General features: G+C 36.3%; 21 protein-coding genes and 1 pseudogene. 6 read left to right on the top strand and 16 right to left on the bottom strand.

Going from position 1 to position 20,869, the window contains the following annotated elements; translation table 11 throughout:
• Positions 1 to 220 precede the first annotated feature (220 nt).
• The 5 genes and pseudogenes from F0365_RS10760 to F0365_RS10740 all read right to left on the bottom strand — a co-directional run bounded on the left by F0365_RS10760 (position 221) and on the right by F0365_RS10740 (position 3,278).
• A pseudogene (locus tag F0365_RS10760) lies at positions 221 to 747 on the bottom strand (REP-associated tyrosine transposase).
• Positions 748 to 857: 110 nt separating this feature from the next.
• Positions 858 to 1,433 (bottom strand): hypothetical protein, encoded by a 576-nt coding sequence (locus F0365_RS10755; RefSeq protein ID WP_169933689.1) that lies wholly within the window; start codon positions 1,431 to 1,433, stop codon positions 858 to 860.
• On the bottom strand, positions 1,433 to 2,044 hold the full coding sequence (locus F0365_RS10750; protein WP_169933688.1) for a hypothetical protein: 612 nt from the start codon (positions 2,042 to 2,044) through the stop codon (positions 1,433 to 1,435). Before F0365_RS10750 ends, F0365_RS10755 begins: the two co-directional genes overlap by 1 nt.
• Positions 2,045 to 2,089: 45 nt before the next feature.
• Complete coding sequence (locus F0365_RS10745; RefSeq protein ID WP_240961606.1) at positions 2,090 to 2,524, bottom strand: RHS repeat domain-containing protein; 435 nt, start codon at positions 2,522 to 2,524, stop codon at positions 2,090 to 2,092.
• Positions 2,517 to 3,278 carry a CDP-alcohol phosphatidyltransferase family protein gene (locus tag F0365_RS10740; RefSeq protein WP_169933687.1) on the bottom strand — a complete coding sequence of 254 codons (762 nt, stop codon included), beginning with the start codon at positions 3,276 to 3,278 and terminating at the stop codon, positions 2,517 to 2,519. The genes F0365_RS10745 and F0365_RS10740 overlap by 8 nt, the downstream gene beginning before the upstream one ends.
• 117 nt (positions 3,279 to 3,395) lie before the next feature.
• Between F0365_RS10740 and F0365_RS10735 the strand changes: the two genes are divergently transcribed.
• Positions 3,396 to 4,466: a PorV/PorQ family protein gene (locus F0365_RS10735; protein ID WP_169933686.1), complete on the top strand. Its 1,071-nt coding sequence runs from the start codon at positions 3,396 to 3,398 to the stop codon at positions 4,464 to 4,466.
• A 75-nt stretch (positions 4,467 to 4,541) separates the two neighbouring features.
• On the top strand, positions 4,542 to 6,206 hold the full coding sequence (gene lnt / locus F0365_RS10730) for an apolipoprotein N-acyltransferase (RefSeq protein ID WP_169933685.1): 1,665 nt from the start codon (positions 4,542 to 4,544) through the stop codon (positions 6,204 to 6,206).
• Positions 6,207 to 6,641: 435 nt separating this feature from the next.
• Here the strand turns inward: lnt and F0365_RS10725 are convergent, their stop codons facing one another.
• The 6 genes from F0365_RS10725 to F0365_RS10700 all read right to left on the bottom strand — a co-directional run bounded on the left by F0365_RS10725 (position 6,642) and on the right by F0365_RS10700 (position 12,150).
• Entirely contained in the window at positions 6,642 to 8,003 is a 1,362-nt protein-coding gene (locus F0365_RS10725) for a sugar transferase (RefSeq protein ID WP_169933684.1), read from the bottom strand.
• A 58-nt stretch (positions 8,004 to 8,061) separates the two neighbouring features.
• The gene (locus F0365_RS10720) at positions 8,062 to 9,075 is read right to left on the bottom strand and encodes a glycosyltransferase family 4 protein (protein WP_169933683.1); all 1,014 of its coding nucleotides are present in this window, start codon (positions 9,073 to 9,075) and stop codon (positions 8,062 to 8,064) included.
• The gene (locus tag F0365_RS10715) at positions 9,075 to 10,448 is read right to left on the bottom strand and encodes an O-antigen ligase family protein (protein ID WP_169933682.1); all 1,374 of its coding nucleotides are present in this window, start codon (positions 10,446 to 10,448) and stop codon (positions 9,075 to 9,077) included. Before F0365_RS10715 ends, F0365_RS10720 begins: the two co-directional genes overlap by 1 nt.
• Before the next feature lie 92 nt (positions 10,449 to 10,540).
• Positions 10,541 to 10,867, bottom strand: a complete 327-nt coding sequence (locus F0365_RS10710; protein ID WP_169933681.1) for a MerR family transcriptional regulator — start codon at positions 10,865 to 10,867, stop codon at positions 10,541 to 10,543.
• Between the two features lie 18 nt (positions 10,868 to 10,885).
• Positions 10,886 to 11,134 (bottom strand): hypothetical protein, encoded by a 249-nt coding sequence (locus F0365_RS10705; protein WP_169933680.1) that lies wholly within the window; start codon positions 11,132 to 11,134, stop codon positions 10,886 to 10,888.
• Positions 11,135 to 11,169: 35 nt separating this feature from the next.
• Complete coding sequence (locus F0365_RS10700; RefSeq protein ID WP_169933679.1) at positions 11,170 to 12,150, bottom strand: M23 family metallopeptidase; 981 nt, start codon at positions 12,148 to 12,150, stop codon at positions 11,170 to 11,172.
• A gap of 154 nt (positions 12,151 to 12,304) precedes the next feature.
• Here F0365_RS10700 and alaS point away from each other — a divergent pair, with 154 nt between their 5' ends.
• The gene (gene alaS, locus F0365_RS10695) at positions 12,305 to 14,926 is read left to right on the top strand and encodes an alanine--tRNA ligase (RefSeq protein ID WP_169933678.1); all 2,622 of its coding nucleotides are present in this window, start codon (positions 12,305 to 12,307) and stop codon (positions 14,924 to 14,926) included.
• Positions 14,927 to 15,349: 423 nt separating this feature from the next.
• Here alaS and F0365_RS10690 read toward each other — a convergent pair whose 3' ends face one another.
• Positions 15,350 to 16,183: a formate/nitrite transporter family protein gene (locus tag F0365_RS10690; protein ID WP_169933677.1), complete on the bottom strand. Its 834-nt coding sequence runs from the start codon at positions 16,181 to 16,183 to the stop codon at positions 15,350 to 15,352.
• 244 nt (positions 16,184 to 16,427) lie between these two features.
• On the opposite strand from F0365_RS10690, the gene F0365_RS10685 reads away from it, so the two are divergent.
• Both F0365_RS10685 and F0365_RS10680 read left to right on the top strand, forming a co-directional pair.
• Positions 16,428 to 17,345 (top strand): GSCFA domain-containing protein, encoded by a 918-nt coding sequence (locus F0365_RS10685; protein ID WP_169933676.1) that lies wholly within the window; start codon positions 16,428 to 16,430, stop codon positions 17,343 to 17,345.
• Positions 17,346 to 17,969 (top strand): DUF4230 domain-containing protein, encoded by a 624-nt coding sequence (locus F0365_RS10680; RefSeq protein WP_169933675.1) that lies wholly within the window; start codon positions 17,346 to 17,348, stop codon positions 17,967 to 17,969.
• Here F0365_RS10680 and F0365_RS10675 read toward each other — a convergent pair whose 3' ends face one another.
• The 4 genes from F0365_RS10675 to F0365_RS10660 all read right to left on the bottom strand — a co-directional run bounded on the left by F0365_RS10675 (position 17,970) and on the right by F0365_RS10660 (position 19,985).
• Positions 17,970 to 18,308: a hypothetical protein gene (locus F0365_RS10675; RefSeq protein WP_169933674.1), complete on the bottom strand. Its 339-nt coding sequence runs from the start codon at positions 18,306 to 18,308 to the stop codon at positions 17,970 to 17,972. It lies immediately after the preceding gene.
• 121 nt (positions 18,309 to 18,429) lie between these two features.
• Entirely contained in the window at positions 18,430 to 18,903 is a 474-nt protein-coding gene (locus tag F0365_RS10670; protein ID WP_169933673.1) for a sensor of ECF-type sigma factor, read from the bottom strand.
• A complete protein-coding gene (locus F0365_RS10665; protein ID WP_169933672.1) occupies positions 18,900 to 19,406 on the bottom strand; it encodes a hypothetical protein in 507 nt (168 codons plus the stop codon). Before F0365_RS10665 ends, F0365_RS10670 begins: the two co-directional genes overlap by 4 nt.
• A 30-nt stretch (positions 19,407 to 19,436) precedes the next feature.
• Positions 19,437 to 19,985 (bottom strand): RNA polymerase sigma factor, encoded by a 549-nt coding sequence (locus F0365_RS10660; protein ID WP_169933671.1) that lies wholly within the window; start codon positions 19,983 to 19,985, stop codon positions 19,437 to 19,439.
• 117 nt (positions 19,986 to 20,102) lie between these two features.
• Between F0365_RS10660 and F0365_RS10655 the strand changes: the two genes are divergently transcribed.
• On the top strand, positions 20,103 to 20,831 hold the full coding sequence (locus F0365_RS10655) for a Bax inhibitor-1 family protein (protein WP_410505447.1): 729 nt from the start codon (positions 20,103 to 20,105) through the stop codon (positions 20,829 to 20,831).
• Positions 20,832 to 20,869: the final 38 nt, after the last annotated feature.

Raw genomic sequence — 20,869 nt, 5'->3', positions numbered from 1 at the left:
TGATTAAGGAATTGTTGGATGTATTCATTCGGAGTTTTTTTTTTGATAAAAATCTATTAATTAAGTACTTTTTAATCTTGTTTAAATTCATAAATATTCATTTGATTATTTTCCTTGTTTTTTATTCTCTCTATTTTGCACGTATTGAGATACAATAACAGATCCAGAACCAATTAAACCTGCACCCCATTTTAAAGCAGCTGGAACGTTCTCTAGCATTTTACCAGTCGTTGCTGTTGCGGCAGTAACTTGCACTGCTAAATTTCCAATCTATTGGATTGGTCACAAAGCCTGATACAACAGGATTGTTGTGTATGTATTTTAGTTTCTGCTCAAATACGTTTAATGACCAAATCTCTATTGGTTTATTATTCTGCTGCCAAAACTGTTTATTGGCAACATTGCTATTTTTTTTGCCAGCACGTTCAAACATCCAGAGCATCCATTCTTTTCGGCTTTCGTGTGGATTATCATCAATGATTTTAACTATTTTCTTTGAAGTAAACCCTTTAAAATCTCTTATTAATCCTGATGGATCGTTTAATGCTGACCGAAAAATTAAATGAACGTGGCTTGGCATGATACAATAACCATAAAGCTCCATGCCTTTATTTTTTCTGCAAAAATCTAACGATTCTCCATACACCAAAAGTAAGCGTCTCTAGTAAATACATCTATCCAGTTCACAGTAGCAAAGCTTATAAAGTATGCACCAAATTTATCTGCAAATTTATACTTTCGGCTCATTAACTCTTTTTAGTAAAAATAGATAAAAATCAGTTTACTTTTCTTTGAGGGCACGAGCAAGATGCTCGCGCTAGCCGTTCTGGCTAATTACGCTCGCGCCAGCTGGAGATTTATAAAATGATAAAATCAAAATCATTAATCTCCATATCTTTTATAGATATACGCGTTAATACTATAACCTCATGATCGCTTTTGAAATTAAAATCATTTCTCAAAATTTCTGGCTTGAAAGAATGATTTTTTATCGAAGTAAGAATTTCTGATATTTTATTATGCAAAACCTCCGTTTCTTCACAATTTCCGTTTTTACATTTATAAATAACCGATGAGTTTGATAAAGAATCTTTTGTGAACAAGTAAACAACTTGTGGGTCGTCATAGTCTTCAATATCAATAAATATAATTTCGTTTTCTTTTAGATCATTATTATTTAAACATTCTAATTTTAGTGATTTACGATAATCATATAATAACTTTAAATAAAATGCAGATGTAGGTTTATATTTATTGTTTTCTGGATTTTGATACCGATTACTATATAAATCTCCTAATCTATCATTTTGAAACAGCTGAGATTCAAAAATATATTCTAATACATTTTTTTTAACTAAATCATTTTCTTTTAGTGAATTGCAACTACATAAAAATAAGAGTGGTGCAATAAAATAGCGAATTTTACACCTCATTATTGTCTAAAATTAAATTGAAAGTAGGAAATTGTACCATTATCAACACTCTTTATTGACCTCGTTTCTCTACTACTACCTTTTGTAGGATAATAAGATGAATTTAGTAGCCTAATTGCTGGTGTTGGTTGTCCATATTCATGAGGAGCATTTGGATAGAAACCGTAGTGAGTGCTAAGTGATATATTATTCGCATGGCGATATCTATTTTCTATGTATGAGGCGAAAAATTCAGATCCATCGACAACTCTCCTGCCTATTTTACCGGGAGATAATGGAGATTTAATATTTAGTGCGTTCATTACTCCATGACCTACTTCGTGAGACAGAGCAAGATTGACATTTGATCTTTGTCTCTCTTTATATGGGTCATCAGTCATTAACTCATCAAATACATCCTTCCCAATAGTAATAACTTGAGCCATACCTTTACCCATTTTTACTGGATCAGTTATTTTTGATCTAGACCCTTTACGTATATTGGTTGTCATTCCACCTTCTTGCATAGAACTCTCTTGAAGAATTGATATTATTTCCTTTCCTTTAACTGTAATATTCGAATCTTGAATAGACTTTAGCGCATTAAATGCTGTTTCTAGAAATCCAGTCATATTACCATCATCATCAAAACCTTCACCAGAAGTATATTCTGTCTCCTATGTATTATCAGTATATAACTTTCCATCTTTATAATAAGCCGCATTGCCTTCACTTATACCGATCCTGATATCTTTACCGTCTGGATCTGTAAAAACTACTGGATTATTTGCCGTATAGTTAAAAGGAGAAAAACTATGATAGCTCTCTGCATGTGGATCAATGTTCATCCAACGTCCAAGAGCAGGATCGTAATTACGAGCAGTAATATCTATCCAGTCTAATCCAAGTTCATCTTGTTCTTCTTTACCACCAAAGCCGTATTTATGGTCACGTCCAGTAATCACGTTATTATACCCTTTGTGTTTAAGTCCAAAAGGATAATAATTATTCTCTTCCTGTATTTGTAGGTTAACGCCAGTATTGCTGGTGTTTTTATAGGAGAGTCTAACGTTTCCTAAGTGGTCTTTATATGGATATACATAGTTAAACACTATTCCTTTCAGCTCTTAAATTATTCACCACACTCATCAATATATAAATAATAATGATACAAGGCACAGCATAAATTTGTAAAGTGATCATCAGTGCGATACAAATCGCTATAAAAACCCAGCGCATCTCATTTCCTTTCCACCCAAAGCTTTTAAACTTTAAAGCAAATAAAGGTAGTTCTGCATTGAGAATGTAAACGCTGAATAAGGTTATTGCTATAAGAATATAGGGATTAGTCAATCCGTAATACAACCAGCTTAAGTCGGTGTCTTGAGCTATAAGGCCTAAGGAGATGATCAGAATGGCATTTGCTGGAGTAGGCACTCCTATAAAAGAATCGGTCTGTCTGTTGTCTATATTGAATTTTGCCAGTCGGTAGCAACTTCCTAAGGTGATAAGGAAACCTAGGATAGGCAGATAGGGATGACTGATCCAATAATCTTGAGATCCTGATGTGAAGCTTTGTTCTTGATCTATCAAATTAAAACCGATCGCATCGCTCAAGAGTTGGTACATCACAATTCCTGGCACGAGACCGCTAGTGACCATATCTGCCAGGGAGTCGAGTTGGGTTCCCAGCTCACTAGAAACATGTAAAAATCTGGCAGCAAGACCGTCAAAAAAGTCAAAAAATATTCCCGCGGCTACAAAAACACCTGCGAGAACAAGCTGGTCGTTAAACGCATAAATAGCTGCAATACATCCACAAAGTAGATTCAGTAAAGTGATGATATTAGGTATCCAATTCTTCATCTTACAAATATGCAGTTTTTTAGTGATGTGTTTTGCTATCTTTTTAGGCAATATCAATAGATTTTCATAGTTATTAACTCAGAAACTAAGATATTTGCTACTTATTAAAAATCCTGCTTGAAAAATTACTTTTATTTATTGATTGTTGTTTGTTCCGCTTTCGCGAAAGCGCAAACCTCTAGAGCATACTCTAACGAATTCCTAAACATAGGAGTCGATGCAGCGGCTTTGGGAATGAGCAATGCGGTAGTGGCAAGCAGTAATAATGTCAACTCCGTATACTGGAATCCGGCCGGATTAATGAAAATGGAAGAACAAGAAGTTTCTTTGATGCACTCGAGTTACTTTGCAAATATTGCTCAATACAATTATGGTGCCTTTGCTATGCCTATAGATGATGTCAGTGCTTTTGGTTTCTCCGTGATCCGTTTTTCTGTAGATGACATCTTAAATACCACTCAATTAATAGACGATCAAGGAAACATCAATTACGATCGTATTTCTACTTTTTCCACTGCAGACTGGGCTTTTACCTTCTCCTATGCACGTGAAGCAAAACTAGACGGTTTCTCCTATGGTGTCAATGCCAAAGTCATACGCAGAGTCATAGGCGAGTTTGCTAACTCTTGGGGTTTTGGGTTTGATGTAGGCTTGCAATTTAAACGTGGCGACTGGCAAGTGGGATTGATGGCTCGTGATATCACCACTACTTACAACACCTGGACTATAAACGAAGAGAAATTTGCCGAAATAAGCGGTGCCGTTGAAAATCAAAATCAGGAATTACCAGAAACAACAGAGATTACGTTACCTAAACTTCAATTAGGACTCGCAAGAACTTTTACCTTTCACTACGATCATAAACTCACCGCAGAGGTGGATCTCAACATGCGTTTTATACAGACCAATGACATTATTTCAAGCAGTGCAGTAAGCGCTACTCCTGCTTTAGGATTGGAATATGGTTTTACCGACCTGGTATTTGTTCGTGCAGGAGTCGGTAATTTTCAAAACATCCAGCAACTGGATGGTAATGACAGCACCACCTTCCAACCTAATATAGGTATAGGCTTTAAATACAAGGGCATTTCCGTAGATTATGCACTTACAGATATAGGAGACTCTAGCGAGGCCTTGTATTCTAATGTATTCTCTGTTAACATTGATCTTTCTGTTTTTAATAGGTAAAATGAATTCAGAATTCCGAACTCAGAATTCGTAATTGATTCCAAAGAACTTAAATTAGCACTTCATTACTTCTACATGAAATTCACCAGTATTTTACTAGCCTTATTATCAGGAATTCTATTGTGGCTGGGCTGGCCTACTTACGGCTTTGCTGGTCTATTACTTATAGCTTTTGTACCGCTACTTCTTTCTGAAAAACGCATCAGAAGTTCTTCCACAAAACGCAAAGCAGGAAAAGTATTCCTTCACTCCTATCTCACTTTTTTTATATGGAATATAGCCACTACTTACTGGTTGTATTTTTCAACCCCTTTTGGAATGTGGTTTGCTGTTTTAGCAAATGCTGCATTGATGAGCTTGGTGTTTTTAGGGTATCATTTACTGGCTCGTAGAGCTACACAAGGAGCCGCTTTGACATTTCTCGCTTGTTTGTGGATCAGCTTTGAGCGCATGCATTTGGAATGGGATTTTTCTTGGCCGTGGCTCAATTTGGGGAATGGATTCAGCGAGATGACTTCTTGGATTCAGTGGTATGAATACACAGGGACCTTTGGTGGTTCTTTATGGATATGGCTGGTAAATATATTTGCCTTTTTAAGTGTGTTAGCCTTTCGTCCTGAGAAACTTCAGGATAAACTTTTATTTAAAAAAATAAAAAGCGGACTTATTTCAAAGCGCAAATTCATTATCAAACGATTTTCTGTACTTCTAGGTTTGATCATCATACCCATTGTTATTTCCCAAATATTAGTTTTTGATATTTTATCCTTTCAAAAAGGCGGTGGAACAAATGTGGTTATCGTACAGCCCAATATAGATCCTTATAGCCAGAAATATTACACCACAAACGACAGTGTGGTAAAGGTGATCATGAACTTGGCGCAACCTGAAATGGATGCATTCACAGATCTTATGATTACACCAGAAACAGTTCTTGCAGATAATGTACGACTGTCTCAACTAGACAAATTAGAATACGATCGCTCTGTGAATCAAATTAGAGCAGCGTTGTACGAGTATCCAAATATGTATTATTTAGGAGGTATTTCCATTGCAGAAATCTTTACAGACACCACTAGAATTACCACGCAAACTAATGTAGCTCGCGACGGTAGAACTCTTTACAATGATTATAATAGCGCTATGTTTTTAGCTGCTACTGACTCTTTACAAGTTTATCACAAGTCTAAATTGGTAGTAGGGGTTGAGAATTTTCCTTATAAAAATATCCTACAGCCTATTTTAGGAGATGCGATGCTGGATTTAGGCGGCACGGTAGCTACTAAAACGACTCAAAAAGAACGTTCTGTTTTTCAAATTAAAAACGGTATTAAAGTAGCACCTATCATTTGCTATGAATCAGTTTACGGAGAATATGTCACCGATTATGTTAAAAATGGAGCGCAATTTCTGGCTATTATTACTAATGATGCCTGGTGGGGAAATACCCAGGGTCATCAACAACATTTAAGCCTTGCCAGACTGCGAGCTATAGAAAACAGGAGATGGATTGCGCGAAGTGCCAATACTGGAATAAGTGCTGTCATAGATGAGCGTGGGAACATCTTAGAATCCTTAGAATACGGTACAGAAGGAGTTATTAAAGGAATTGTATATCCTAAAACTAAAGTCACTTTTTACACCACACATGGGGACTATATTGCAAGAATAGCTAGTCTTATGGGATTGTTTGTATTGCTTTTCAGCGTTTTTAGACGTGGGAAAATAAAGCGGAAATAAGTAGAGCGTTTTCAGACGGAGTTTTCAGACGGAGTTTTCAGACGGAGTTTTCAGACGGAGTTTTCAGACGGAGTTTTCAGACGGAGTTTTCAGACGGAGTTTTCAGACGGAGTTTTCAGACGGAGTTTTCAGACGGAGTTTTCAGACGGAGTTTTCAGACGGAGTTTTCAGACGGAGTTTTCAGACGGAGTTTTCAGACGGAGTTTTCAGACGGAGTTTTCAGACGGAGTTTTCAGACGGAGTTTTCAGACGGAGTTTTCAGACGGAGTTTTCAGACGGAGTTTTCAGACGGAGTTTTCAGACGGAGTTTTCAGACGGAGTTTTCAGACGGAGTTTTCAGACGGAGTTTTCAGACGGAGTTTTCAGTTTTTAGCAAAGCTAAAAACTCACTTCCCAATGTTGACCGAAGCTTCGACTGTTAACGCATTACTGCAATCACTGCCCTTTAAAGAAAATGATGGTACTTAAGGTTTTAACAATGATTCTGATATCAAGAAAAACACTGCGCTTTTTGATATAATACAAATCGTATTGAAGTTTTCTCAGATGGTCTCCATCCGTAACACCGTATTTTGTTTTTACTTGCGCCCAACCTGTTAAACCTGGTTTTACCACATGACGAGTTTCATAAAATGGAATCTTCTCAGAAAGTTGTTCTACAAAAACCTGACGTTCTGGACGTGGACCGATCACACTCATTTCTCCTTTTAGAATATTCCAAAATTGAGGAAACTCATCTATACGTGTCGCTCTTAAAAACTTACCAAATTTTGTTATTCTCACATCATTCTTAACGGCAAATTGAGCTCCCGATTTCTCAGCATCCCTTTCCATAGTTCTGAACTTAACTATTTTAAATAATTTTCTATTGATACCTACTCGTTCTTGGGCATAAAATAAAGGCCCTCGATTGCCGAATAAGTTTCCAATAAGTACAAAGGGTATGATCGCTGCAAATATGATCAAGCCACATAAAGAAGCCACTATATCAAAAAGCCTGTGGTATACTAAATAGAGTCGGTTTTGGTTGTTTCTAGCAAAAGGAAAATACTTGTAGAAATCCTTACCTACGTATTGTACTGGAACTCGGTCTGTCATTTCTTCATAGACCTGAGTATACTCTCTAACTGAATAGCCGTTTTCTACCAATTCAATGAGCCATCTGTATAAATTAGAAGTAATTCCTTCGGCTTCATTACTAGCAACCACAACTTCAGTAACAGATCTATCCTCAAATAAACGATGTGCTTCTTTAATTCCTATGACTTTTAAACCAACAAAATGCCCTGATGCTACCGCTGGTCCAGTGTTTATAAAACCGCTTATTTTATAATTAGGATCAACGTCTTGCAAGGATTGTGCAATCATAGCCGCGTCACTGGCATCTGCTATTAGGATAATATTTTTATTAAATCTAGAACTCGCAAAAAACTTGATATAAATAGATCTCCAAAGCAATAATGGTAAAGTTATCGCTAGATAAAAATATAAAATCTGAATTCTATTTTCTGGTAATACTGGAGTGAAAAATGGAGTAAGCAAATAAATTAACGAGGTAACTGAACCTGTAGTAACGGCACTTCTCAATGTCCCTGTAATACGACTCGCTCGTTGTAAATTATACAATTCAAAAACGGTTGCAAAAAATAATAAATAGGCAGCGAGTATAACAGACCACATCCATTGCTCCTCATTGATAAGAAAGTAATTAAAATGAAATATAACTCCCAGCAAATGCAAGGCACCCAAGACGACAACCACATCGATGATACGCAATAAGATTTTGCGTTCAGACATTTCAAAATGTATGGGAGATAACACTATAAACAGGCTTTAAAAAATGTAAATATACAAGTTATGACTCCAGTAATGAGTTCCATAACTGGCTTACTTCTTTCCAAGAATAATCTAATGACCTTTTCCTAGCTTTTGTAATTATAGTCATAACATCTTTAGGATGGCTTATTAGATGCTCAATATTTTCTACCATTGCTCCTACATCGTTATCTGGAACTAACTTACCGTGGACGTTAGGATGTATTAAGTATGGGATACCTCCTACGTCAGTAGACACGACTGGTAATCCTAATGCCATCGCTTCGATTAAACTTACTGGAAGGTTATCAAAATGGGTGGTATTGATAAAAATAGAATGATCTTTACTTTTTTCTATCCATTGCTTTTTAGAAAGCAACCCGGTAAAATTTACTTCTACTTGTAATTCTTGAGCCAGCAACTTACAGGCTTCTAGTGCCCCATCTTTTTCTGGACCTACCATGGTCAGACTAGCTTTAGGATAATTCTCCCGGAGTAAGTGAAGAACACGAACCGCCATTTGCGGATTGTAAATACCTGCAAATGATCGTACCCAAAGAAGTTTTGGCTCAAGGACAGATCGTTCTAGAAACGCATAGTTTTCTATCTCTATAAAGTTATTGATCTTAGTGACGTTGTGGTAACCCGCTTTCGCGAAAGCGGAACGCAAATAATCACTAGGGCTTACAACAGCATGAGCGTTATTAAGAAAACCTCCCATAACCCTTGGGTTTTTAGATAATCGAATCGGTAAATTTCCGCCGTGAAGAATGGGAATGTACTTTATACTAAATGATGTACATAAACGGGAGATAAGAATCGCAAACCAAAAGTTTTTAGTGCTGTAAGTGTCTATCAAAACTACGTCTGCCCATTTTTTACTCTTGAAAGTCGTGTACATCATGTCTAGCATACGCCTGCTGATGTTTGGAACAGAAGAAGCATAACGCAATTGATACCCTTCTTTTTCCAATAAAGGACCTAAAGTATCTATGCTAGTTGCCGTCTTACCTTTTTGTCCTAGTTGATTACCTATGTAGAGAATATTCTTCATTAAGCTGGAGCAAAATCTGGTGTTTTTTCGATTGGAATACCTTTCTTTTTTACCTTAGGTTTTACGACATAAAGTAATGCCATTCCGTAAAAGAACGCTGGTGCAGCAATACGCATGGCACTGTGATTTATAGTGGCAATCCAGAAAATTAAAAATGCGTAAAAATACACGTTCCCTTTATGACTGAGCCTAAATATAAGCGGAGTAAATATGAGTACAAGCAATGAAAGAATCCCAATGCTACCGTGTTCAGAAAGCAACCTACTGGTCTCATTATGAGAAGCAGCGACTATACCGTCTTTTTTTGCTCGGTAATGTTTTACTTGACCTGCTCCTATTCCCGCAATGGGATTTTCAAGAAATGCCTCTAGTTCGATTGATATAAGTTCTGCTCTACCCGTGGAAAGGTCCTCCTTTGCACGACCAGCAGCATCTTCATTTGCATACCTTTTATCAATTAGACCGCTCGTTGCTAAAGAGGTATAACCCCATGCCATTACTAATCCTAAACCTATCACCCCTAACTTAGGTAAAAAAGAAAATCTAAACTCAGACCGTTTTAAGAAAAATAAGGTGAATATCACAGCTCCTATCATTAAAAAAGCAGTTAACACCCCACCACGTGAAAAGGTGATCCAACCCCGATAAGTCATTCCTAAGAACAAGACAATATCTAATACATTGATCCATGTATTTTTAATACGCAAGAAACGTATAAAACAAATAAACATCCCTATCCCTAAGGCTGTTGCTACTTGATTAGGTCCATATCCCCCAGATGCTGCAAAGTTAGAAGCTGTATTAGTCACTACATCTCTAATATCTGGCGTGACTACAAATAAATAAAAAGCCAGCATGACTATGGGACCTACACATAACTTTAAGATCTCATCCAATCGCGTAGTCGTAATCCTGCGTTGAAAACAGTACATAGCTACCACTCCTAATGTCACAGGACCACTTAAATTAAAAGCTACCGCTTTCCTTAGTGATTCTGAAATCGGGATATTCTGAGAAGCTATGACGATACTGGGGACTAGTAAAAGCAAGTAAAACACAAATGGTATGGACTTGAGAGAAAAGCCCCGTAAAAGGATACCTGCCAGCATAAAAACGATGACCATATACTTAATCATCTCATAGAATAACAAGCCGCCATTCATTTTTAAAAACACCTCCAAACAGGTGATATAGGCACAAGCAAGAATCACCTCTTGATTCTTATCGGCGCTTGTAAAAAGTCGCAACACAAAATAAATAATGGCAGCGTAAAAAAACACCTTTACCAGCAATGGAAGTGCGATCATAAAAATAGTGATCACAATATGTCCAGCGATTAGTATGGGATAAGGCAGTTTTTCAAACTTGATCATTAAAAGCAAATGTATTTAATCGGTCATTTTTATGAATGCAAATCTACTGATTTAAGAAAGAAGCCACTGCAGTTAAGTTGGTATTAGAAAAATTATAATTGTGCTTTAATTTTAAGCAACTCTGCCTTTACATGCTCCAGCTTGCTAATGATATCAAAAGTGTGGAGCTCGCTTTTATGATTTTTCATATAATCTTGAGCACCGTCTAGTGTAAAACCTTTTTCTTTTACCAAGTGATAAATGGTTTTTAGGTTCTCAATATCATCCTTAGAGAATTTACGGTTACCACGCGAATTCTTCTTCGGTTGCAATACATCAAATTCTTTTTCCCAAAAACGAACCAAAGAGGCATTCACTTGAAAGGCTTTAGTTACTTCTCCCATGGAGTAATATAGTTTTTCTGGAAGTTCTATGTTCATAATATGATACAGGTGAAGTTATTTGAGGTAAAGTTCCTTAAAGTAATAGATGCGAGTACCTGGAATTACCAGTTTCCAGATTTTTGTTTCTGGAATAACTTTTTTAGCAGCTAGCCTCTTACCATCTGTATAAGTTCTATAGACTAAAGCATAAAACAAAAGACATCCCACAAACAAAGTAGGATTGATCCATTCCATTTTACTCAACCAAATCAGTATTCCAAAGGGAACTAAAATGTAGCAATAATAAACGATTAAATTTTTCATAATAATTAAATGGCCCTTAAAGTTAATTTTTAAAATTAATCTAAAGAAATATTTTCTATTTGAGATTTCTTTAATAGCGCATTAAACTCTTGTGGTGTTAAATTACCGTAATAGAAATTAATAGGATTGATGCGATCCTCATCTTTAAATACTTCATAGTGCAAATGCGGCCCCTGAGACCTCCCTGTACTACCTACATAACCTATAATGTCCCCTCGTTTCACCTTTTGTCCTCGACGTACATTATAAGGTTTACTTGATCTTAAATGAGCATATAACGATATATAACCAAATCCGTGATCTATTCTTATATGATTTCCATAACCCGAGCTATTAGCATCTGCACGAAGGATAACTCCATCACCAGTTGCAAATACCGGTGTGCCGCGAGGGGCTGTAAAGTCCATACCGTAATGAAATTTCCTGGTTTTATTAAAAGGATCTGTTCGGTAACCATAACCACTCGCCATACGTGTAAGGTCTTGATTACGTACCGGCTGTATCGCAGGTATAGAAGTAAGGAGTTTCTCTTTATCTTCTGCAAGAGCAGCTATTTCATCTAGAGATTTTGATTGTATCGCAGTTCTTTTCTTAAGCTTATCGATGGCTTCCTTAAGTTCAATAATCTTTTTTGCACTATAGCCACCTTCATAATCTATATACCTGTTCACACCACCAAAACCTGCCTGGCGTTGCTCTGAAGGGATAGGGTTGGCATCAAAATAAATACGATAGATGTTGTTATCGCGATCTTCAACATTTTCAATCACTGAGGATAATTGAGTCACATCTTCTCGCATTTCGTCGAGTTGTAACTCTAGATACTCTGCTTTACTACGAGATTTCTTTAATTGTGGCGAGACTAAAAACATGTCTGCAAAAAAGAAACAGACCAATCCAAAACAAAAACTTACTGTCAAAAACAGTAAACTCCTAAAAAAGAGCCTCCTTTTTTTGGTCTCTACCTTTCGGTAAGAAAGAGTTTCAGAATCGTAGTAATACTTGACCTTTGACATATGTTTTATTATGCTATTTTTGTGCGCTCTTAGGATATAAAAATAAGTAGAAAAAAGTTAGTGTTTGTTTCGCTTTCGCGAAAACGAACTTCTAACCTATTTTATCACCTAGAGCAAAAATAAGAAAATTGAATTAACCGCTATTACAGCTAGAATGAAGTCAAAACAAATACGCCAAACCTTCCTTGAGTTTTTTGAAAATAAAAAACACCAAATTGTTCCTAGTGCCCCTATGGTGATCAAAAATGATCCTACCCTGATGTTCACTAATGCAGGAATGAACCAGTTTAAGGAATATTTTTTAGGGAATTCTGATCCTAAAAACAACCGTGTTACCGATTCTCAGAAATGTTTACGGGTAAGCGGTAAACACAATGACCTGGAAGAAGTAGGTGTAGATACCTACCACCATACCATGTTTGAAATGTTGGGGAATTGGAGTTTTGGGGATTATTTTAAGAAAGAAGCTATTTCATGGGCCTGGGAATTACTCACCGAAGTGTACAACATTGATAAGGACTGTCTTTATGTAACTATTTTTGAAGGTGACAAAAGTGAAAACCTCGATCGGGATTCAGAAGCCTACGACTTGTGGAAAGGGTTCATTGCAGAGGACCGCATCCTCAATGGTAACAAAGCAGATAATTTCTGGGAAATGGGCGCACAAGGACCTTGTGGACCCTGTTCTGAAATTCATGTAGATATAAGAAGCGAAGAAGAAAAGGCAAAAGTAGATGGTGCTTCTCTTGTCAATATGGACCATCCACAAGTAGTAGAAATCTGGAACCTGGTCTTTATACAATACAACCGCATGGCAAACGGTTCTTTAAAAAACCTGCCTAATCAACACGTGGATACAGGAATGGGTTTTGAACGCCTTGCTATGGTATTACAAAACGTACAATCCAACTACGATACAGATGTTTTTACTCCTTTAATTAGAGAAATAGAAACCATAACGGGTCATTCTTATGGTAAAACTACCCAAGAAGACATAGCCATTAGAGTTATTGCAGATCACGTAAGAGCAGTTTCTTTCTCCATTGCCGATGGTCAGCTGCCGTCTAATACTGGCGCTGGTTATGTGATACGTATGATCTTGCGTCGTGCGATACGTTATGGATTTACTTATTTGAATAAAAAAGAGCCGTTTATCTACCAATTAGTGAACACCCTTTCTAAGCAAATGGGAGATGCCTTTCCCGAGCTTAAAGCTCAAAAGAACCTGATTCTTAATGTCATCAAAGAAGAAGAAGCTTCTTTCTTGCGAACTTTAGAAAATGGGCTGGCACTACTCGACTCTATGATAGGCAGCATGAAAAAAGAAAGTTCTAAAACTCTGGATGGTAAAAAAGCTTTTGAACTTAATGATACGTATGGTTTTCCAAAAGAACTGACTCGATTAATTTTAAGTGAGCAAGGTCTGGAAATGGATGAAGAAGGATTTGCTTTAGCGCTTAAAAAACAGCAGGACGGATCTCGTGAGGCAAGTGCTACAGAAACAAGCGACTGGACCGTTTTAAAAGAAGATGATACACAGGAATTTATAGGCTACGATAGACTTACAGCAAATGTGCGTATTTCTAAATACCGCAAAGTCATAAGTAAAAAAGATGGCGAGTTATACCAATTAGTTTTTAACATGACGCCTTTTTATGGAGAAAGTGGTGGACAGACAGGTGATAAAGGATACCTAGAAAATACAAGTGGCGATACGGTTTACATCATCGATACCAAAAAAGAAAACGGCCAAACCGTTCACCTGACTAAAAACTTGCCTAATGAAATAAACGGCGCGTTTAAAGTTACTGTGGATGTGAATCAGCGTGCGCGTACTGCCTCAAATCACACGGCTACTCACTTGCTTCATCAGGCCTTGCGTAAGATTTTAGGAACTCACGTAGAGCAAAAAGGTTCTATGGTACGCAGTGCTAGCTTACGTTTTGACTTTTCGCATTTTTCTAAAGTAAGTGCTGAAGAATTGGCCGAAATAGAAAACTTTGTAAACGCCCGTATTAGAGAACAATTACCCTTAGAAGAGAATCGCAGCAACACCTATGACCAAGCTATGGAAGAAGGGGCGATAGGATTGTTTGGTGAGAAATATGGCGATGTGGTGCGTACGATCAAATTTGGTGAAAGTCAGGAACTTTGTGGCGGTACTCATGTAAACAACACCGCAGACATCTGGCATTTTAAAATCACTAGTGAAAGTGCCGTTGCCTCTGGAATACGCCGTATAGAAGCTATTTCTAGCGATGCAGTTAAAGATTTCTTTACAGAACAATCGAAAAAATTTGAAGAGATCAAAAGCATCTTAAAGAACCCAACAAAAAATCCAGCAGAATCTATTGCTGTGCTTCAAGATGAAAATGCTTCTTTGAAAAAAGAAATCGAGCAATTACTTAAAGCTAAAGCTGGAAACTTAAAAGGCGATTTAATAGCCAGTGCAACAAGTATTAACGGAGTCAACTTTATCGCTACAAAAACCGATCTTGATGCTAAATCAGTAAAGGAACTTGCCTTTGACATTGAAAAAGAAATGGAGAACCTTTTCTTAATCATAGGAGCAGATAATGGTGATAAAGCAACCCTTACCGTCATTCTAAGTAAAGATATTATTGAAGACAAGGGTCTCGATGCTGGTAAAATAGTGCAAGAATTAGGAAAACACATTCAAGGAGGTGGCGGTGGCCAAGCACATTTTGCTACTGCTGGTGGTAAGAATCCTGCTGGAATTGATACGGCGCTAGTGGCAGCGAAAGAAATGATTTAATTTGATTTGGTTACGTAGTATCAGTTTATTTAAAAATCTCGATACATTGTGGATTCCAGATAAATGTCAGTTCTCACTCTTTTTTTTAATTCAAATCTCATTCTCTGAAATTTTCTGGAATGACAAAAAGTTGTGGAAAGAATCTGCTCATGTGATCTGTCGTGTTGGAAAATTGGCGTGATTCAAATTTAAAATGATCGAAAATGTTGAAACGCAAATTTGTTCAGTATCCAATAAGTATTCTCAGTTATTTTATTGATTTCGATCTGTAATGGATTCCAGATAAATGTCAGTTCTCACTCTTTTTTTTAATTCAAATCTCATTCTCTGAAATTTTCTGGAATGACAAAAGTTTTGGGATCAATCTATTGACGTACTTTTTGCTTCCTAATATTTACCTAGCTCCACTTTATTAAAAGTAGATTACTTCACTGTGCTATTATTAGCAAGAAAAGCTCCATATTTAAGAATTGCAACAAATACAACACCACCGACCGCGTTACCAACTAATGAAGTGAATTGAAAAGTGAGGTAATCCACAAAGCTAATTTTATCAGATGTTAAAAAGCCAGCAAAGACTTCAATGTTTCCAACTATACTGTGATGAAGGCCGGCTATCGCTATAATAAAGGTGATCATATAGATAATCATGATCTTACCTGACGCCCTTTCCGTAGAGGTGATGATCCATGATAAAAGTGCCATCAACCACCCTGCTAAAACAGAACTTACAAAAATAATATCTCTTGAGTAATGGTTTACATGAGCAGCTAAGTTCTCAATTCCTTGATAAGATATAACTCCCAATTTGGGGCCGATCCAAACTACGGAAGCTCCTATAAGATACCCCCCTACCAGATTACCCAAGATAACAATTCCCCATAGAGACATTAATTCACCTATTGTTTTTTTACCACTTATTACAGGCAAGGATAACAAAGAGGTTTGCTCCGTGAACAATACTGATTTCCCTAAAACCACTAAAATAAAACCAAAAGGATAAACAAATGAAGCGACATAGGGTATATACCTATTTTCTATTTGACCTTCAAACAAGGTATAGACAATAGCTACCAACAAAAAAGTGAAACCAATTTCTAGACCTGCCATAAAACTACTTAGAAATGTAGAAAATCTGTTTTTACGATAGGTATCAAGTCCCTCGCACATTTGTTTTACAAGAATATCGTCTTGGTCTTCTATCACTTCCTTTTGAGACTTATGCTCTATAGCTTCGTCTACTTCTTTATTTTCCATTTACGGCTAAAATTAAGTCGTTACTTTTTATTTTTTCAATATTATTGTCAAACAACGGCTCAATTGAATTGAACTGTATCTAGCTCAAGATAATAAGTTTAGAACAAGCTAGGTATTTATTAGGAATTATTTATAACAATTATTCTTGATAGCCAATGCAGTGATAACTCGTTCTGGAATTTCATTTACTTTTAAGTTTAAAAAAGTAAGATCGTACCTTTGAAATCTAACAACACTGTCTAAAATGAAACTCTCCACACCTGTTCCTATTTCTAATTTGCCAGTTCCTATAGATCACCATTCTAAAGTAGTTTTACTAGGCAGCTGTTTTACAGAAAATATAGGTTCTAAGTTAGCTTACTACGGTTTTGATGTAGCAGTGAATCCGTTTGGAATCGTGTTTAATTCTACTAGTCTGAGAATTCTTGTGGAACGCGCCATTAAAAATCAATCTTTTACTTTGGCCGATTGTACCGATCATTTTTCCTATCTGGTACATTCTGATTTGAATTCTATAGATCCTGAAAAGTTAGTATTTAACCTCAATACTGCTTTACAAAACCTAAGAGAATCATTGAAAAAAGCTACTCATTTATTTATTACCTTAGGGACTTCTTGGATTTATAGGCATGTGGAGAAAGACATGATCGTGGCCAACTGTCATAAACAACCTCAGCAATTATTCCGCAAAGAGTTGCTTTCTATTGATGTCATCCAGAATGATTTGAAACGTATCTATGAATTGGTCACCACCTGGAATAAGGAAATTGCCATTACCTATACCCTATCGCCTGTGCGTCATTTAAAGGATGGGTTTATGGAAAATCAACGCAGCAAAGCTAGACTTCATGAAGCTATTCAAATACATGTGGAGAGCACTTTTGCCAGTTATTTTCCTGCATACGAAATTGCGATGGATGAGTTGAGAGATTATCGATTCTATGCTCGTGACATGGTACATCTCAATGAATTGGGTATTGATTTTATATGGTCTCGCTTTTGCGAAAGCGGTATCAACACCAACACCTTAACTCCACAAAAAGCAGTAGAGAAGTATCGAAAACTGTCGCAACACAAAGCAACCGATCTGGAACTTCACCAACAGCAGTTAGCAAAAATGAAAGAACAATTAAATTCTCAATATCCTCAAATAAAACTCTAAATGAAAACTATTTTTAAATACGTTATTAGCGGATTTATAGCCGTTAGTGTTTTTTATTTTGTTTCTAGTTTATTAGAAAGAAATAGAGATAAAGAGCAGCTTATTGCTGAAACTGCACTGATTGAAAAAGAGATCAACAACGTGAGCAAGCTTGTGGTGACAGAGATGAAGTATGCTAAAGTTTACAATTATGAGAATACAAAATCCTACGGCTGGGATTTTTTCCAGAGTCAAAAAACAGCCTTAATTATTTCCAATGCAAGAGCTCAAATATCCTATGATTTGAAAAAATTGAAATATGAAATCAATGCGCCTGACAAAACAATCATCATCAAGTATATTCCAAAACCAGAAATGATTATAGATCCCAATCTCACCTTCTATCAAATGGATAACGGCTTGCTCAACAGGTTTGAAGGTAAAGACTATAATACTATAACAAGAAAGGTAAAGACAGATCTTAAACAAGAGATTGAAAAAGATGCTGTTATGAAAAATGCTCAAAACAGGTTACTATCTGAATTGAGCAGTCTTTATATAATCAGTAATTCTTTGGGCTGGAAACTCAACTATAAAAAGGCAGAGATCAACAGCACCAAAGAGATGGACAGCATCTTGTTCTAACTATTCTTCCATAATTTTATGAGCTACCGCAGCTTTCTCAAATTCGGCTTCTAGTAATTGATAGTATTTATTAAAGATTTCCTTTTTGACATTACAGGTTTTATTGTTGCGCTCTAAAGCAGCCGCAAATTCTTCTTGAGTGATTTTTTGGTCCATAAAATCTGTAGTAAGCTGTGGACGCTCCATCTTACATGATGCATAGTCATTATATGCGATCACATACTTTTTGTAGATGTCACTACTCGTTATGGGATCACCAGCAGCTGTTGTAGCTTCTGAAGGAGTTTGTTTGCAACACGCAAACAATACGATAGAAAGGATAAGCAGTATTTTTTTCATGATAGTAATTTTATGGGTTAAAAATAGGCACTTGTAGTTTTTAATCAAAACTAGAAGTGATAAAATAAAAAACCCTTTCTGAAATAACAGAAAGGGAATAGACCTATTCGATAAAACCTGGCTAATTTCTACGTTTACGGTCTCGGTATTCTTTAATCATCTTACGTCTGAAATCTAATTCGGCTTTTTTCAATTTAAGAAATCGCTTTGCACCTATGACTTTAATTATTTCCTCGTGTTTATAATCGAGATTAGTTGCCACTATTTTCTGATCTAGAGCTACCATTTGATCCACATAGGATAGCGCCTGACTCTCGCTCATGGTCTCAAATTCACTTTCTAGCTTCTTCATAAGCCTTTTCTTATCCTTCTCTAGTCTATGGTGCTCCTCTTTTACCTTATTGTATAATGGCCAAAATTTTTCAGCTTCTTGAGAGCTAAGGTTTAATTCCTTAGTTATATGAGCAATGGAGAGCGCTTTAATGCGGTCTCTCATCTCTTCTTTACGATCCTGACGGTCTGTATTATCTGAATTTTGCGCATTCATGCCTATCGAGCACAATGTGGTAAATAAGATTATATATATATATTTCATTCTATGATTATTTGATTCAAAGAAGCGTCTTCCATGAGGTAGTCAAAAAGCTCCTTATCTGTTATATTCTCTTCCATTTCTATTTCCTTCAAAATAGTATTGTCAGCAAAAAGTAATGCGACAGACTCCTCGTCTTGCATAAAATCAACATCTACTAAGAAGTCGGTAATTTCTTGGTCTTCTAGATCTGCAAAAGTAACCTTGTCCTGGGTAAATAATCCATTTATAGTTATAAAACCAATAAATAAAGCTGCCATGGCAAGAGCTGGATAAAGCCATTGTTTTGTCTTAGAAACTGGCAACGGTATCACTCTTGTTTCCTGTCCTAACCTACTCATTACTCGATCTTCTAAAGACACGAGATAATCCTCTGGCATTTTAAAACCAGCATGATCTTGTAATTCTTGATCCTGGGTATTTTCCAACACACGATCAGTAAGTTGATCAAAGTAACCGCAGGGAACTTTAAAACCTGCTTGAGTATGTATGCTATTCTTTTTCATATTGTTATGACTCTTATAAAGTCACTTAGTTTAATCTTCTTTAATAAATTGCTCTACTTTTTTTGCTGCTATGTGATAGGTGCTTTTTACAGCTCCTTCACTTAAGTCTAATAGTTGTGCAATGATCTTGAATTTAAGATCGTCGTAGTATCTAAGGTTAAAAACCTCTCGCTGTCTTTCTGGTAATTGTGCTAATGCCTTTTTCAAAGCAAGCTGAATTTCATCACTAGTAAAATACACATCAGCTTCTAACTTATCAGTTAAATGATCTTGTAATTCTTGAGAGGATAGCTGCAGTCTTTTAGCTTTATTATTGAGAAAGGTGACACTTTCATTATATGCAATTCTAAACATCCATGTAGACAGTTTACTATCGCCTTTAAAGTTTTTCACTCCTTTGAATATCTTGATAAAAACGTTTTGCAACACATCGTCTGCATCATCATGAACGATAACCATTTTTCTAATTTGCCAGTAAAGTTGTTCTTGGTATTGAGCTAGCAGTGCTCTAAACCCTTGGTTGGTCGTAGACTTATCAAGGATCAAAGAAATTAGTTCTTTATCTGGTGTTGTACTCATGTTTTTCTAGGACTCTACTAAACAAGAAAAGTTTAATCATTTTAAAAATAATTTAAATCTTTCATTAACGTTTAGGAATCTACATAATAATTATATTCACGTTTTATTTATATGACTATGAATCAGGATAACTTTCCACCATACAATCGCTCTTTTGAAGCCCTTTCAATAGTAAACGATGAGACTAGAGCTCTTTTTTATAAAAAGACTTACGGACACGTTGCTATAGCGGTACTTTTATTTATAATAGTAGAAACACTTTTACTACAAGTAGAGCCATTGGTCAACTTTATGTTTAGTCTTGCACAAGGCTGGTCATGGTTGTTAGTTCTAGGCGCTTTTATGTGGGCCACTTCTTATGCTGAGAAGATGGCGCATACCTCTCATGATCGCAACCAGCAATATTTAGGCTTGTTTCTTTTTGTACTCGCTGAAGCTGTTATATTCCTTCCTCTTATTGCAATGGCATTACAATATCAAGCTATGGCTGGTGAGGAAAGTAATTTATTAAGTCAAGCTGCGATAGTCACCTTGTCCTTATTTACTGCCTTAAGCGCTGTAGTTTTAATTACTAAAAAGGATTTTTCCTTTCTCAAGAGTATTCTTGCGGTAGGTTTTATAATTGCAATAGGTTTGATCATCGCAGGGATGATTTTCGGTTTTGACTTAGGTCTTTTCTTTAGTGGTGCCATGGTCGTTCTAGCGGCAGGGACCATTTTATATCAAACTTCAAATTTGGTACATAAATACCATACCGATCAGTATGTAGGAGCAGCACTAGGTTTATTCTCCTCTTTAATGCTTTTATTCTGGTATATTTTAAGCATATTTATGTCACGCGATTAATACAATCACTTCCATATTAATAGAAAACAAGGCACAAT

The organism is Nonlabens sp. Ci31 (assembly GCF_012974865.1).
Classification (GTDB): domain Bacteria; phylum Bacteroidota; class Bacteroidia; order Flavobacteriales; family Flavobacteriaceae; genus Nonlabens.
The sequence above is the reverse complement of the archived record's forward strand: the minus strand, read 5'-3'. Positions and strand labels throughout refer to the sequence as shown.

Bases quoted from the DNA above. Each gene is read 5' to 3' on its own strand.
- F0365_RS10755 (WP_169933689.1), bottom strand. From the start codon at position 1,433: ATGAGGTGTAAAATTCGCTATTTTATTGCACCACTCTTATTTTTATGT.
- F0365_RS10750 (WP_169933688.1), bottom strand. From the start codon at position 2,044: ATGACTGGATTTCTAGAAACAGCATTTAATGCGCTAAAGTCTATTCAA.
- F0365_RS10740 (WP_169933687.1), bottom strand. From the start codon at position 3,278: ATGAAGAATTGGATACCTAATATCATCACTTTACTGAATCTACTTTGT.
- lnt (WP_169933685.1), top strand. From the start codon at position 4,542: ATGAAATTCACCAGTATTTTACTAGCCTTATTATCAGGAATTCTATTG.
- F0365_RS10725 (WP_169933684.1), bottom strand. From the start codon at position 8,003: ATGTCTGAACGCAAAATCTTATTGCGTATCATCGATGTGGTTGTCGTC.
- F0365_RS10720 (WP_169933683.1), bottom strand. From the start codon at position 9,075: ATGAAGAATATTCTCTACATAGGTAATCAACTAGGACAAAAAGGTAAG.
- F0365_RS10715 (WP_169933682.1), bottom strand. From the start codon at position 10,448: ATGATCAAGTTTGAAAAACTGCCTTATCCCATACTAATCGCTGGACAT.
- F0365_RS10710 (WP_169933681.1), bottom strand. From the start codon at position 10,867: ATGAACATAGAACTTCCAGAAAAACTATATTACTCCATGGGAGAAGTA.
- F0365_RS10705 (WP_169933680.1), bottom strand. From the start codon at position 11,134: ATGAAAAATTTAATCGTTTATTATTGCTACATTTTAGTTCCCTTTGGA.
- F0365_RS10700 (WP_169933679.1), bottom strand. From the start codon at position 12,150: ATGTCAAAGGTCAAGTATTACTACGATTCTGAAACTCTTTCTTACCGA.
- alaS (WP_169933678.1), top strand. From the start codon at position 12,305: ATGAAGTCAAAACAAATACGCCAAACCTTCCTTGAGTTTTTTGAAAAT.
- F0365_RS10690 (WP_169933677.1), bottom strand. From the start codon at position 16,183: ATGGAAAATAAAGAAGTAGACGAAGCTATAGAGCATAAGTCTCAAAAG.
- F0365_RS10685 (WP_169933676.1), top strand. From the start codon at position 16,428: ATGAAACTCTCCACACCTGTTCCTATTTCTAATTTGCCAGTTCCTATA.
- F0365_RS10680 (WP_169933675.1), top strand. From the start codon at position 17,346: ATGAAAACTATTTTTAAATACGTTATTAGCGGATTTATAGCCGTTAGT.
- F0365_RS10675 (WP_169933674.1), bottom strand. From the start codon at position 18,308: ATGAAAAAAATACTGCTTATCCTTTCTATCGTATTGTTTGCGTGTTGC.
- F0365_RS10670 (WP_169933673.1), bottom strand. From the start codon at position 18,903: ATGAAATATATATATATAATCTTATTTACCACATTGTGCTCGATAGGC.
- F0365_RS10665 (WP_169933672.1), bottom strand. From the start codon at position 19,406: ATGAAAAAGAATAGCATACATACTCAAGCAGGTTTTAAAGTTCCCTGC.
- F0365_RS10660 (WP_169933671.1), bottom strand. From the start codon at position 19,985: ATGAGTACAACACCAGATAAAGAACTAATTTCTTTGATCCTTGATAAG.
- F0365_RS10655 (WP_410505447.1), top strand. From the start codon at position 20,103: ATGAATCAGGATAACTTTCCACCATACAATCGCTCTTTTGAAGCCCTT.